Raw genomic sequence first — 13206 nt, forward strand, 5'->3', positions numbered from 1 at the left:
TTCGGTGCGCGCATCTGGCGGTGCTGGTGGATGGCTGGGGTGGCGATGGTTCGGACGGCGGCGTACCGGATCAGTACTCGCTCTTCTTCTCCCAGTCCGGGTCGAAGGCACCGCCGTCGGCGACGGTCAGGTAGTCCCGGTAGGACACCGCCAGCAGAGCCTTCGGTACGTCCTTGATCGCGAGGCGTCCCCGCTCGCCCCACGTGCCGTGACGCCGGAACACGAGCTGCCGGACGGCAGCGGTGATGTTCTCCTCGGGCAGGAACGCGCCGGTGAACTCGATCTCGACGGAGAGGCCGAGCGTCGCGTACTCCTTGCGGTAGGCGTCGAACCAGCCCGCGTCCTCCGCCTGCGACCGCACGTACCCGAGCTTCGTGGCCCGGCCGCGGATCGTGAACGAGTCGCTGAGCCAGCCCTTGCGGGTCTCTATCGCTTCGGCGGTACCCGGCACATCGGGCAGCAGGTCCGAGGCGGTGCCCGAGCCTGCCGCCGCGTCGGCGCCCAGACCCTGGTCGAACAGCGGCGTGACCTCGTAGTCGGCGAGGTGGGAGCGCCAGGCCGGCGCGCCCGACTCCTCGTCGTCCCCGAGGGTGGCAGCGTGCACCAGCGAGACCTGCGCGTCGCCCGGGAGGGTGACGTCCTCGTCGTCGACTCCGATCAGCGCGCCGCCGTCACCCGGCCGGAACGTGACCGACTCCGAGACGCCCGGCAGCTCAGCGGCCCACACCAGCCGCGCCGCGAGGCGCGCCATGAGCGGGTGCCCCAGGACGAACTCGCGCCAGTCGGCGAAGGTCCAGGTGCGGCCGGTGACCATGGCCTCGGCGAAGCGCTGGGTCTGCAGCGCCACGACCGCCTTCAGCTCGGCGCGCGACTCCTTGAGCTGCCGCTTCGCCTCGGCGTAGGCCTCGTCGTCGTCGGACGCGCGCTGGGCCGGCAGGGCCTTGACGACCTTGCCCGCCGGGTTGCGCAGCTCCAGCGTGAAGGCCTCGGTGATACGCCCGGTGACCACGCGCTCGCCGTCGGGTGAACCGAGGTCCAGACGCAGGATCCCGTCGTCGTCGAAGCCCGCGGTCTGGACCGTGCGGTCGGCGAGCTGGTCGGCGTCCCAGCCGTTGCGGTCGGCGATGTCCTGGGCGAGCGCCGAAGCGGTCTCCTGGACACTGCGCTGCTTGAAGCGGCGCGAGACCGCGAGCAGCTGCTGCACCGCCGCCCGGTCGCCGTTCGCGGCGAGCGCCCGCACGAGGTACTCGGCCTGCGCGCGGCGGCCCTTGTGGGCGGCGAAGTAGTGCTGCGCGGTGGTGGCGAGCTCCGCGCCGGGCATCCCGACCGTGAGCGCGAGCAGCCCCTTCTCCTGCGTGGCCGACCCGAGGTAGGTGGCCTGGCTCTGCCGGTAGAGGTTCTTCCAGAGGCCCTCGACGGTCTGCCCCGCCTGGTTAGCGTAGTACTCGGGATACCGCTTGATCGATACTTGGAGGTTGGTCCACTGCGACTGCGCGTTCTGGTCGGCGTAGGCGCGGGAGCTCTCGACGGACGGCCCGCGGGTGTCCTGCGCCACCCAGGCGCGCAGCACGAACGAGCCGAGCGAGGCCTGGGAAGCGGCGTCCAGCAGCCCGACGTACCGGGCGATCAGGCCCTCACCGCTCGGCGCCTTCAGCTTGGTGGCCAGCACCACCCACCAGCGGACGACGTCGCGCGGCACCACGGCGCCCTGCCCACCGGCGGGCTCACCGGCAGACCCGGCCCACCGCACCTCCGGAAGCTGCTCGAACGGGAACCAGTCGAGGCTCGCGGGCAGCTTGCTCTTCAGCCCCTTGGTGGCCTCCGCCTCCAGGACCGCCGGCGCGAGGTCGGCAGTGATGTCGTCGCCGAGGGTCTCCAGCGCGGAGAGCAGCGTGGCGCGTGCGGCCTCCCGGCGCTCCTTCTTCAGCGCGGCGCGCAGGGCCGGCACCGCCGCCGGGTCACCGATCCGTGCGAGCCAGGCGGCCGCCGAGGCGCGCACCTCGGCCTTGGGGTCGGCGAGGGCCTGCTCGGCCAGGTTGCGTGCTCCGGCGTGCGCCTCCAGCACCTCTTGTGCGGCGCGGCGGTGCGTCTTGCCCGTCCCGAGCGCGAGCACCGTGAGCCGCGGCAGCAGGCTCGGCGGGACGGCGGGAAACTCCCGCAGGAGCCGCAGCGCGGTTCCGGTGCCGTTGCGGTACGGCTCCTCAGTACCGAGGTAGCGGTCCAGGACGTCTATGCGCTCGGCGAAGTAGGGCCAGGCCATGGACGGCGCGAACACCTCGCCGCTCCACCAGGTCTGGAACACCATGTCGCGGACCTGCTCGTCGACGTTCGGCAACCCGGCGCGCGCCAGTCCGTCGTGGACCTGGCGCAGGTCGGTGGCCTGGCCGAGGTAGGGCCGCAGGGGCCACACGAAGTTCCGCCGCGTGTCCACGCCCTGGAGCGTGAGCACGCGGATCGCCAGCATGAGCCCCGGCTCGGTGAACAGGTTCCGGAGCTCGCCGGCGAGCCACTGGAAGAGCACCTCGTTCTGGCGGCGCGTCTTGTTCGTGGTGGCGACGGCACCGGTCACGCGGTCAGGCACTGCCGCGAGGTCGGCGTCGGTGATCGACAGGAGCTCCTTGAGGGTGCGCTGCGCGCGCTCGGCCCAGTACTTGTTCGCCTTGCCGCCGCTCTTGGCGAGATCGAGCTGCACGCGCGCCTTGGCGATCTGCTCGTCGAGCACCTTGCGTGCTGCGGCCGGCCAGCCGGGTTCCACCACCGGGTCGAGGAGGGGCTCGTACCCGGGGACCTCGACAGTGAAGTCCTTGCCCGCATCCGTGCTGGGGTCGTCCAGGGCACGGGACCGCTCCACGGTCTGCTCCAGGAGCCGCACCCGTGCGCTCTGGCCTGCCGCAACCTTGCCGTTCTCGTCGCGGAGCGCGGCCAGCGCCTCGTCGAGCGCCTCGATACCGCCGTCCAGGCCGACCAGCCTCGTCACCACCTCGCCCAGCTGTCCGGTCGGGACCTTGGCGAGGTAGGGCCGCAGCAGTGCGACCTGCGCGGCGTCGTCGTGCACGGCGAGGTGGCCCAGCGCCCTCGTCCGCACGCCCTTCGCCTTGTCCACGGCGAGCGCCGCCACGATCTCGACGAGCCCGGCCTCGGCCGTGCGCTTCCCGATCCGGGTCAGCACCTCCTGCTTGCCGTGCGCGCCGAGCTGGGTGGTGAGGTCGGCGAGCGTGCCGACGTGCTCGGTCACGTACTGGTCGAACTGCTGGCGCGCAGCCATTGCCTGGCGCGGGTCCTGGTACCAGGAACGCTCGTTGGCTCCCCGGTACAGGATCGCCGTGAGGACGGTGCGTGCCGCGTCGGCGGCGGGTATCCCGCCCTCGACGGCGATCTGCTCCAGGAACGCGGGCGTCAGCCGGGCGGCGACCTCGGCGACCGACTTGCCGGAGCGGTGCCGCTCGTTGGTCCCCCGCCGTGCCCCGTCGTACACCAGGACGTAGAACCACTCGGGCACCGTGGCGGGCGCCTCGTCGGTGTGGCACACCTGAGCGAGCAGCCGGCCCAGACGTGCCAGCACCGCGACGTCGGCCGACGCGTAGAGGCGTCCGCGCGCCGTGATGCCCGAGCCTTCGCTCCAGCCCTTGTGCGCCGCCGCGACCTGCTTGATGACGTCGGGCGACACCCACCCCGACCAGAGCTTGAGGGGTGCGCCGAACAAGCCGTCCAGGTCGGTGTTGCCCGACTGCTGCACGTTCACGAGCACCTCGGGTGTCGCGCCCTCGAGCACGTAGCCGACGGCGTCGTCGTACACGCCCGTGCCCAGCAGCTTCAGCGGGGCCAGTGCGTCACGCACCGCCTTCACCGTCGTGTCGCCGCCCTTGACCCGGTCCACCAGTTCCTGCAGCATCTCGCGTTCCTCACCCAGCCGTCGGGCACAGGGCACACCTCACCCCTGTGACGCACCGCAAAAGCAGTGCGCGCCAAAAGGTAGCGGTGACCACTGACACGCAAGGCCGCTGACCAGCACGGGCGCTGTCACTCAGGCGCCCGTGCTGGTCGACTCCTACGGGACCAGCCGGTGCAGGTCCCTCGGGAACGGCGTCACCTCGCGGACGTTGGCCGCCCCGACGAGGCGCGCCACCCAGCGCTCCAGGCCGATCGCGAACCCGCCGTGCGGCGGCATCCCGTGCCGGAACGCCGCAAGGTACGACGCGTAGGAAGCCGGGTCCTCACCACGCGCCTCGAGCGCGGCGACGTAGTCGGCGTACCGGTGCAGCCGCTGCCCGCCCGTGACGAGCTCGAGGCCACGGAACAGCAGGTCGAAGCTGTTGCTCCACCGCTCGCCTCCCGGAGCGGCGCCCGGGCCGCCCGGGCCCGAGCCCGGCTCCGGATGCGTGTAGAACGGCCGCTTGACCATGGGGTAACCCTCGACCGCGACGAAGTCGGACCCGTGCTCGGCCAGTGCCCACTCCCCCAGCGCCCGCTCGTGCTCGGGCGCCAGGTCCGGTTCGTCGGACGGCGCGCCGACCAGCTCCAGCGCGGCGGAAAAGTGCAGCACCGGAATCTCTGCAGGGATCTCGGGCACCTCGATGCCCAGCCGTTCGGCAGCTCCCGAGCCGCGTACGGCGTCGGCCATCCCGGCGAGCACGTCGCGCAGCACGGCCAGCACGTCTCGGTGGTCGCGCACGAACCCGAGCTCGACGTCGAGCGAGCGGTACTCCGCGAGGTGCCGCACCGTGTCGTGCGGTTCGGCGCGGAAGACCGGGCCCACCTCGTAGACCCGCTCGAAGACGCCGACCATCTGCTGCTTGTAGAACTGCGGCGACTGGGCCAGGTACGCGGGCCTGCCGAAGTAGTCCACGGGGAACACGTTCGCGCCCGACTCGGTGGCCGTCCCGACGAGCTTCGGCGTGCAGATCTCGGTGAACCCTGCCACGTCCAGCGTCGCCCGGAAACCCCGCAGGCTCGCCGCCGCGACCTCCCACCGCGCCTTCTGCGCGGGGTGCCGCCAGGTGACGGCCGCATGGTCGAGCATCGTCGGCAGCGCGGCGGTGAGCGCCGGCCGCCACAGCTCGACGGGCGGGGTCTCGGCGGCGTCGGTGAGCGGCGTGATCACGGGCTCCGTGACCTCCACGCCGCCAGGGGCCTGCGGGTTGGCGGTGACCGTGCCGGTCACCTCTACGGTGGTCTCCTCGGGCGGCACCTCCAGCGCCTGCCCGACGCCGGTGCGCACCACCACCTGAGCGAGGCCGGTGCGGTCCCGCAGCACGAGGAACGTCACGGTCGCCAGCTGACGGCGGCGGTGGACCCAGCCCTGCAGCCGCACCGTCGAACCCGGCGGGGCGGCGGACAGGTCGCGGGCCAGCGTACGAGCCGGCGCGTCCGTGGATGTGGCTACCGCAGACGGGGCTGCAGACGTAGCCGGGGCTTGCGAAGGTGGTCTCATCAGTCCTCCAGAGAGCGAAGGCCCTGGAGGAGCGGGCGGGGGCTAGGTCGCGGTGCCACCACTCCTTCGCCGGGAGACCCCGGCCTCTCGTCGGTACGCCGCACGCGCGGGCGGTGCGTCCGCCCGGAGACCCGGGCCGAGGTTCGTCACGCCTCACGCTCGCCACCCAGAGGTTATGCCCGACGGCGCCCGCATCGCCACACGTTTCAGACCGCTGTCCCACGATGCGACAAGAAGTTAGGCTCGCCTAACCGGAGTTGCTATGCTCACCATGTGATGACACTTTGTCAGCACGTTGCCGTCGTGTCGGAGGAGACCCTGTGAGCTTGCCCGTCGAGGAAGAACTCCCCCTGTCAGCCCTGCTGCGCCAGAGCACGCGCGACGAGCACGAGGCCGCGAACTCCGAGCAGTTCATCGGGGAGCTCATGGGCGGAGCACTGACCCGGGCCGCCCACGCCGACCTCTCGGCCCAGCTCCTCGTGGTCTACGAAGCTCTGGAAGAGGCGAGCGCCGTCCTGCGCGACGACGAGCGCGGCGCCGGCCTCGTCTTCAACGAGCTCACACGCGTCCCGGCCATCGAGCGCGACCTGGCCTACCTGTACGGACCCGCGTGGCGCGAGGAGATCCGCATCCTGCCCGCGACGCGCCTGTACGCGGACCGCGTGCGCGAGATCGGCGGCAGCCTGCCGTACTACGCGGCGCACTCGTACACGCGCTACCTGGGTGACCTGTCGGGCGGCCAGATCGTGAAGCGCATGATGAAGCAGCACTACGGCCTGGACGAGGAGGGCCTGGCGTTCTACACGTTCCCGGACATCCCGAAGGTCAAGGTGTTCAAGGACGCGTACCGCAACGAGCTGGACCAGCTCGACCTGGACCAGGACGAGGTGGCCGCCACCGTCGCCGAGACGCACCACGCGTTCCACCTGAACCGTGCGGTGTTCACGGAGCTCGCCGAGATCCACTGCTGACCCGGACCCCCTTACGGGCAGGTCGAAGGAGCCGTGTCAGATGCCCAGGTCACCCCCGTGACCTGGGCATCTGACACTCCTCGATGACACATCCCACCTGAGGAAATGCTCACACCCAGACCTGTCACGAATCGCCAGGCTGGGTGGTCGGATGAAGTATGAACACCACCGAACGTCGGATCTCAACGACAGTGCTGGTCATCGGAACGGGCGGGTCGGGCCTGCGGGCCGCGATTGAGCTCGCAGAACAGGGTGTCGACGTGCTGGCCCTCGGCAAGCGGCCGCGCATGGACACCCACACGTCGCTCGCGGCGGGCGGGATCAACGCCGCGCTCGGCACCATGGACGCGGAGGACAGCTGGCAGCAGCACGCCGCGGACACCATCAAGGAGAGCTACTTCCTGGCCAACCCGCACACGGCGGAGATCGTCGCGAAGGGCGCCGCACAGGGCATCGCGGACCTCGAGCGGTACGGCACGGCCTTCGCGCGGGAGGACGACGGGCGCATCTCCCAGCGGTTCTTCGGCGCGCACACCTACCGCCGCACCGCGTTCGCCGGCGACTACACCGGCCTGGAGATCCAGCGGTCGCTGGTGAACCGGGCCACGCAGCTCGACATCCCGATCCTCGACTCCGTCTACGCCACCCGGATCCTCACCCGCGACGGCGCGGTGTTCGGCGCCTACGGGTTCGACCTGACCGACGGCACGCCGTACCTGATCCACGCGGACGCCGTGATCCTCGCGGCGGGCGGCCACAACCGGATCTGGCGGCGCACGTCGTCCCGCCGCGACGAGAACACTGGCGACTCGTTCCGGCTCGCGGTCGAGGCCGGCGCGCGCCTGCGCGACCCCGAGCTGGTCCAGTTCCACCCGTCGGGCATCCTCGAGCCGGAGAACGCGGCAGGGACGCTCATCTCCGAAGCGGCGCGCGGCGAGGGCGGCATCCTGCGCAACGCACTGGGCGAGCGGTTCATGCAGAACTACGACCCCGAGCGGATGGAGCTGTCGACCCGTGACCGCGTGGCGCTGGCCGCGTACACGGAGATCAAGGAGGGGCGCGGCACCGAGAAGGGCGGCGTCTGGCTCGACGTCTCGCACCTGCCGCGCGAGACGATCATGACGCGCCTGCCGCGCGTCTACCAGACGATGCTCGAGCTGCAGATGCTCGACATCACCGCCGAGCCCATCGAGATCGCCCCCACCGCCCACTACTCCATGGGCGGCGTCTGGGTGCGGCCCGAGGACCACAGCACCGAGGTCGACGGCCTCTACGCGATCGGCGAGGCGTCCAGCGGACTGCACGGCGCCAACCGCCTCGGCGGAAACTCCCTGATCGAGCTGCTCGTGTTCGGCCGGATCGTCGGCCAGGCCGCTGCTGCCTACTCGGCGGGCCTGGAGGCACAGAACCGTTCGCACGACGCCGAGGCCGAGGCCCGTGCCGAGGTCGCCGACCTGCTGGCCGCCGACGGGCACGAGAACGTGCGTGCCCTGCAGCGGGCGGTGCGCAACACGATGACCGAGCACGCCGGCGTCGTGCGGGACGAGCAGGGGCTGACCGCTGGGCTGCGCGAGCTGGACGAGATCGAGGTGCGCACCAAGGAGGTGGGCATCCACCCGGACATCGCCGGGTTCCAGGACCTGGCGCACGCGTTCGACCTCAAGGCGTCGCTCATCGCCGCCCGGGCGACACTGGAGGCCGCCCGCGAGCGCCGTGAGACCCGCGGGTGCCACAACCGGTCGGACTACCCGGACCTCGACCCGGCCCTGCAGGTAAACCTGGTGTGGTCCCCGCGCACGGGTGTGGTCCGGGAGGCGATACCGGAGGTCCCGGACGAGCTCGCCACCCTGATCCAGACCCAAGAGGTCTCGACGGAAGGCAAGCTGGTCGAGTAGCCCCCACAGCATCGTTGAGTGCTGGATATTTGCCCTGTTGGCAGCTCAAGAAGGGCGAAGATCCAGCACTCACCGATCGGGGTGGGTTGGGTCGCTCCCCGCACCACCCGCCCCGGCGGTCGTGGTGGCCTCGGCGCTCCACGCGGCGCCGATCCTGTAGCCGCCTCCTCCGCCACCTCCGCCCCCGCCGCAGCTCGTCGCGAGGAGCAGGACGGTCAGCCCCACTCCGGCGACGACCTTCGCTCCTCGTGAGATGGGCCCGCGCAGTCTGGACATGGTTCCTCCTCGTACCGGTCCGTACCGTCCTTCATACCCCCTTGCACGGCGAGGCACCGGATGAACCTCTCGGCACGACTGCTGGCTGCGGGAGACGAGCCCTACACACTGCACGTCACCGTCGGCGTGTCGCGTGCAGTGTGTAGGTGTCGCTCGCGGAACACGCGCCCGGGCGACCCGGACGCGACCCACCGAGCCGCACCGGTCAGCGAGCGGTCCTGCCCCAGGACCTCTGTGCCCGCGGTTCGCCGCAGTGGTGATCCGCTGTGCCGTTCCCGGCGCCCGCCAGCAGGTCGGCCAGGAGGTCGCGGAGCTGGACCCGAGCCTCACCGGGAAGGTCGAAGAACTTGTCGGCGTGGGCGTAACCCCGCGCGCGGAGCAGGTCGCGCGTGCGCTTCCCGTCGGCCGTGAGGACCACCTGCTTGACGCGGCGGTCCGCCGGATCGGCCTGGCGGACGACGAGGCCCCGGCGTTCGAGCCCGTCCACGATGCCCGTCACGTTCGACGGCTCGCACGCGAGCGAGTCGGCGATGGCCCGCATAGGCATCGGCTCGTCCAGGTTCAGCAGCAGCAGCGCTTGAGCGTGCGGCAGGCCGTGCTCCGCGCCCGCCGCGTTGAAGTCGGCGCTGAGGTGCCCGGCCGCGCCGAAGACGAGGCCGATCAGCTCCTCGAGGATCGGGTCGGCTTGCGCGCTCATGACGCTCACTCTACTCCCTACTTCAGCTCCTGAACTGTTCAGGTACTGAAGCATCTGCTAGGTTCACCATGCTTCAGCACCTGAACCATTCACTACCTGAAGGAGTTTCCATGTCGGACCTGCAGCAGAAGACCCGCACCCCGGGCCGCGTCGGCGCCCGCGCCCTGGCGGTGGCGGCGACCGTGGCCGCCGCCGCCCTCGTCTGGCTGGTGGGCGAGCCGCTGCTCGGCAACGACCTGGTGGTCGAGCAGCCCGGCGAGGCTCCCCTGGACCTGAGCCTGGCCTCGTTCGTGATCATCACGCTCGGCGCGTCCCTCGCGGGCTGGGCGGTGCTCGCCCTGCTGGAGAAGATCACGCGGTACGGCAGGCGGATCTGGACGGGCCTCGCGGTCGCCGTCGTGCTCGTGTCGTTCCTGCCGTTCCTGTCCGTGGAGATGTCTACCGGTTCGGCGGTGGTGCTCGGCGTCGTCCACGTCGTGGTCGGTGCCGTCCTGGTCCCGCTGCTGCTCCGAGTGCCGCGCGGGGGCGACCAGGACTGAGCGGCCCGGGCGTCAGGCGGGACGAGCGCCGTCCCACCAGTCGAGCACGCGCGTGCCGTGGAAGGTGAGCCACCTCGACGGTTCCCCCGGCGGGACGTCGATCTCGAACCAGACCCGCCCCGGATGGCACCCGCCCCTCCTGCAGCCAGGTGCCGTCCGGGCGGCGGGCGCCGCGGACCACGCCGACGGCGTCGGCAAGCCTGGGATCAGGCCCGACGCCGTCGTGCAGCGCCGCCGCTCGAAAGTAGTCGAGGGCGTTGAGGGCGCTGACGCCCCAGCGGAACGGGTACCCGAACCGGGTCACCCTGGAAGCCGGCCGGGAAGAAGGCGCCGCCCGCCGACAGCTCCGGCGCAAGAGGCACATCAGGAGGCTACCGCGAGCAGAACCGAGCCGAACCGAGTCGGTCAGGAATGTCGGTCAGGAATCGAGAAGCACCCGACGGCGTGCCGAACCTAACGTGGTCGGTATGGCAAACATCGACTCCGTCACCCTCGAAGTGACCGACCTCAGCTCCGCACGTTCCTTCTACGACGCCTTCGACCTGGGCGACCGGCTCCACCTCCGCGAGTCCGACGCACCCACCAGCGGGTTCCGCGGATTCCACCTGTCCCTCGTCTGCTCCCAGCCGGGTGACGTCAACGCCCTGTTCGACGCCGCCGTCACCGCTGGAGCGACCGTGCTCAAGCCCGTGGCCAAGTCCATGTGGGGCCACGGCGGCGCGGTCCAGGCGCCCGACGGCACCATCTGGAAGCTCGCGACGTCCGCCAAGAAGGACACCGCTCCTGTCTCCCGGAAGGTTGACGAGATGGTGCTCCTCGTCGGGGCGGACGACGTGTCGGCGAGCAAGAAGTTCTACGTCGCGCACGGGCTGACCGTGGGCAAGAGCTTCGGCTCCTACGTCGACTTCAAGATGGGCTCCAGCCCCATCGGGTTCGGCCTGTACAAGCGGGCCGCGCTGGCCAAGGACGGCGGGGTGGCGCCGGAGGGGTCCGGCTCGCACCGGATCGCGGTGAACAGCGACCTCGGTGAGTTCACCGACCCGGACGAGTTCGCGTGGGAGCCGGTCCGGGTGAGCCGGTAGCGCCGAGCCGCCGTCGTCACGTCCCAGCGAGCGCTCCGGCCACCAGCGTGCGCAGCGCCGGGACCACCTCGTCCTCGAACCAGGGGTTCTTGGTCTGCCAGCGGAAGTTGAGCGGCGACGGGTGCACCAGCGGGATGGTCGACGGCAGGTACTCGGTGTAGGCGCGCACGGTCTCGGTGAGGGTCGGCTTCGCCCGGGCGCCCAGGTAGTGCTTCTGGGCGTAGCCGCCCACGAGGATCGTGAGCCGGAGGTCCGGCAGCTCGGTGAGGATCCGCCCGTGCCACAGCGCGGCGAAGTCCTTGCGCGGCGGCAGGTCGCCGGAGGTGCCCTTGCCCGGGTAGTAGAAGTCCATCGGGACGAGGGCGAACCGGTCCGGGTCGTAGAACTGGGTGTCGTCGACGCCGAGCCAGGCGCGCAGCCTGACGCCGCTGGCGTCGTTCCACGGCACGCCGCTCTCCTGCGCCTTGCGGCCGGGCGCCTGGCCGATGAGCGCGATCCGGGCACCGGGCGCCGCGGAGTAGAGCGGCTCGTAGCCGAGGTCCCGCGCCCAGGCGTTGGACTCGTGGGCGACGATCTCCGCCCGGATCCGGTCGAGATTGCTCGTCACGGCGTGAGCCCCGGTCAGTGCCCGCCGGAGACCAGGAACGCCAGCCCGGTGGCGATGGCCGCGACGCACAGGGCCAGGCACAGGTAGCCACCCAGCCGGCGTGCGAGGCCAGGGGCCGCGCCGGCGCCCGTCGCGTCGCCGTCGTGCGCGACGCCGGCTTCGACGGCGTCGGCCCGGACCGGCAGCGTGAGCAGCCGGAGACCCAGTGCGAACAGTGCGGGTACGCCCGCGCCGACCAGCAGGCCGACGAGGACTACCTGCCCCAGCGCGCCCCACTCGATGATGCCGCTCATTCCGCCGTTCCCTTCCCGGAGCCGTTCGATGTCCCACCGGCCGCGGAGGATCCGGCCGCTCCCGCACCCACCGGGACGATGTCGATGGCGTCGATCGCTGCCGCGGCGGCCGACGTCGTCGCGCCCGCCTCGACCGGTGCGACGTGCAACGGGCCTGCTTCTCCGGTGGTCGCGGCGACCGGCTGGATCCCGGCTCCGCGCTCCTCGTCCCAGGCCTCGTTGACGTTGGTGTGGTCGACGGGCTTGCGGCGCGAGGCGATCCAGATGGCCGCCGCCGACGCGAGCAGTATGCCGAGCACCAGCACGCTGCCGAGCACGCCGCCGACCCCGTGCTGCACCCAGAAGCAGAGCGCACCGATCAGGCCGGCCGCTGGCAGCGTGAGCATCCAGGCGCCGAGCATGCGGCCGGCGAGCCCCCAGCGCACCGTGGCGCCCGGCATGCCGACACCGGAGCCCAGGATCGAGCCGGTGGCGACGTGGGTAGTGGACAGCGAGAAGCCGAAGTAGCTGGACAGCATGATGACGGCCGCCGAAGACGTCTCCGCCGCCATCCCCTGCCGGGTGTCGATCTCGACGAGGCCCTTGCCGAGGGCGCGGATGATGCGCCAGCCGCCGGTGTAGGTGCCGAGCGCCATGGCCAGGGCGCAGGACAGGATGACCCAGAACGGGACGCCCGAGTCCGCCGGTACCGCGCCGGCCGTGATGAGGGCGAGCAGGATGATGCCCATCGACTTCTGCGCATCGTTGGTGCCGTGCGCCAGGGAGACCAGGGAGGCGGAGCCGACCTGGCCCCAGCGGAACCCCCGCGAGGTGACGTCCTGCGGCAGGCCGCGGGTCAGCCGTGCGACGAGCCAGGTACCGGTCGCGGCGACCGCGATGGCGACCACCGGGGCGATCAGCGCCGGGACCAGGACCTTCGCGAGGACGCCCTCCCACAGCACGCCGGAGGTGCCCGCAGCCGCCAGCACCGCACCCACGACGCCGCCGACCAGCGCGTGCGACGAGCTGGACGGCAGGCCGACCAGCCAGGTGAGCAGGTTCCAGACGATGCCGCCCACCAGTCCGGCGAACACGACCTCCAGGGTGATGACCTCGGCGTCGACGAGTCCCTTGGCGATGGTCGCGGCCACCGACAGCGACAGGAACGCGCCGACCAGGTTCAGTGCCGCGGACAGCAGGACCGCCCGGCGGGGCGTCAGGGCTCGGGTGGCGATGGAGGTCGCCATGGCATTGCCCGTGTCGTGGAAGCCGTTGGTGAAGTCGAAGGCGAGTGCGGTGAGCACGACCACGACGAGAAGAGTCATCTCGGTCACCACACCATGGTGACGTGTGCGCAGATCACACTTGACCAGCGGGTGACATTCAGGTGAACAGTTCGATTTCTGTTCACATGGTGTTCATCTTCCGGAGTCGAC

The 13206-nt window shown here is 71.2% G+C and carries 11 protein-coding genes and 1 pseudogene; 4 read left to right on the forward strand and 8 right to left on the reverse strand.

Going from position 1 to position 13206, the window contains the following annotated elements:
* Positions 1-70 precede the first annotated feature (70 nt).
* Complete coding sequence (locus tag AB0F70_RS15700) at positions 71-3892, reverse strand: DUF4132 domain-containing protein (RefSeq protein ID WP_357449627.1); 3822 nt, start codon at positions 3890-3892, stop codon at positions 71-73.
* Positions 3893-4048: 156 nt separating this feature from the next.
* The gene (gene aspS / locus AB0F70_RS15705) at positions 4049-5431 is read right to left on the reverse strand and encodes an aspartate--tRNA(Asn) ligase (protein ID WP_357449631.1); all 1383 of its coding nucleotides are present in this window, start codon (positions 5429-5431) and stop codon (positions 4049-4051) included.
* A 320-nt stretch (positions 5432-5751) separates the two neighbouring features.
* On the opposite strand from aspS, the gene AB0F70_RS15710 reads away from it, so the two are divergent.
* Positions 5752-6402, forward strand: coding sequence for a biliverdin-producing heme oxygenase (locus AB0F70_RS15710; RefSeq protein ID WP_357449635.1), 651 nt, complete (start codon positions 5752-5754; stop codon positions 6400-6402).
* A 158-nt stretch (positions 6403-6560) separates the two neighbouring features.
* On the forward strand, positions 6561-8297 hold the full coding sequence (locus AB0F70_RS15715) for an FAD-binding protein (RefSeq protein ID WP_357449638.1): 1737 nt from the start codon (positions 6561-6563) through the stop codon (positions 8295-8297).
* A 69-nt stretch (positions 8298-8366) separates the two neighbouring features.
* On the opposite strand, the gene AB0F70_RS15720 is transcribed toward AB0F70_RS15715, so the two are convergent.
* Positions 8367-8573, reverse strand: coding sequence for a hypothetical protein (locus AB0F70_RS15720; RefSeq protein ID WP_357449641.1), 207 nt, complete (start codon positions 8571-8573; stop codon positions 8367-8369).
* A 205-nt stretch (positions 8574-8778) separates the two neighbouring features.
* Positions 8779-9270, reverse strand: coding sequence for a MarR family transcriptional regulator (locus AB0F70_RS15725; RefSeq protein ID WP_357449645.1), 492 nt, complete (start codon positions 9268-9270; stop codon positions 8779-8781).
* Positions 9271-9380: 110 nt separating this feature from the next.
* Between AB0F70_RS15725 and AB0F70_RS15730 the strand changes: the two genes are divergently transcribed.
* Positions 9381-9809 carry a DUF6069 family protein gene (locus tag AB0F70_RS15730; RefSeq protein WP_357449648.1) on the forward strand — a complete coding sequence of 143 codons (429 nt, stop codon included), beginning with the start codon at positions 9381-9383 and terminating at the stop codon, positions 9807-9809.
* Positions 9810-9821: 12 nt separating this feature from the next.
* Here the strand turns inward: AB0F70_RS15730 and AB0F70_RS15735 are convergent.
* Positions 9822-10113 (reverse strand): annotated as a pseudogene (locus AB0F70_RS15735) (squalene cyclase); the annotation flags it as partial.
* Between the two features lie 163 nt (positions 10114-10276).
* Between AB0F70_RS15735 and AB0F70_RS15740 the strand changes: the two are divergent.
* Positions 10277-10891: a glyoxalase gene (locus AB0F70_RS15740; RefSeq protein WP_357449651.1), complete on the forward strand. Its 615-nt coding sequence runs from the start codon at positions 10277-10279 to the stop codon at positions 10889-10891.
* 16 nt (positions 10892-10907) lie between these two features.
* Here AB0F70_RS15740 and AB0F70_RS15745 read toward each other — a convergent pair whose 3' ends face one another.
* Genes AB0F70_RS15745 through AB0F70_RS15755 form a run of 3 tightly spaced genes read right to left on the reverse strand, consistent with a single transcriptional unit; the run spans position 10908 to position 13095 of the window.
* On the reverse strand, positions 10908-11498 hold the full coding sequence (locus AB0F70_RS15745) for a uracil-DNA glycosylase family protein (RefSeq protein WP_357449654.1): 591 nt from the start codon (positions 11496-11498) through the stop codon (positions 10908-10910).
* Between the two features lie 14 nt (positions 11499-11512).
* Positions 11513-11791, reverse strand: coding sequence for a hypothetical protein (locus AB0F70_RS15750; protein ID WP_357449657.1), 279 nt, complete (start codon positions 11789-11791; stop codon positions 11513-11515).
* A complete protein-coding gene (locus AB0F70_RS15755; protein ID WP_357450070.1) occupies positions 11788-13095 on the reverse strand; it encodes an inorganic phosphate transporter in 1308 nt (435 codons plus the stop codon). Before AB0F70_RS15755 ends, AB0F70_RS15750 begins: the two co-directional genes overlap by 4 nt.
* Positions 13096-13206: the final 111 nt, after the last annotated feature.

This window comes from Promicromonospora sp. NPDC023805 (genome assembly GCF_040639635.1).
Taxonomy (GTDB): Bacteria; Actinomycetota; Actinomycetes; order Actinomycetales; family Cellulomonadaceae; genus Promicromonospora.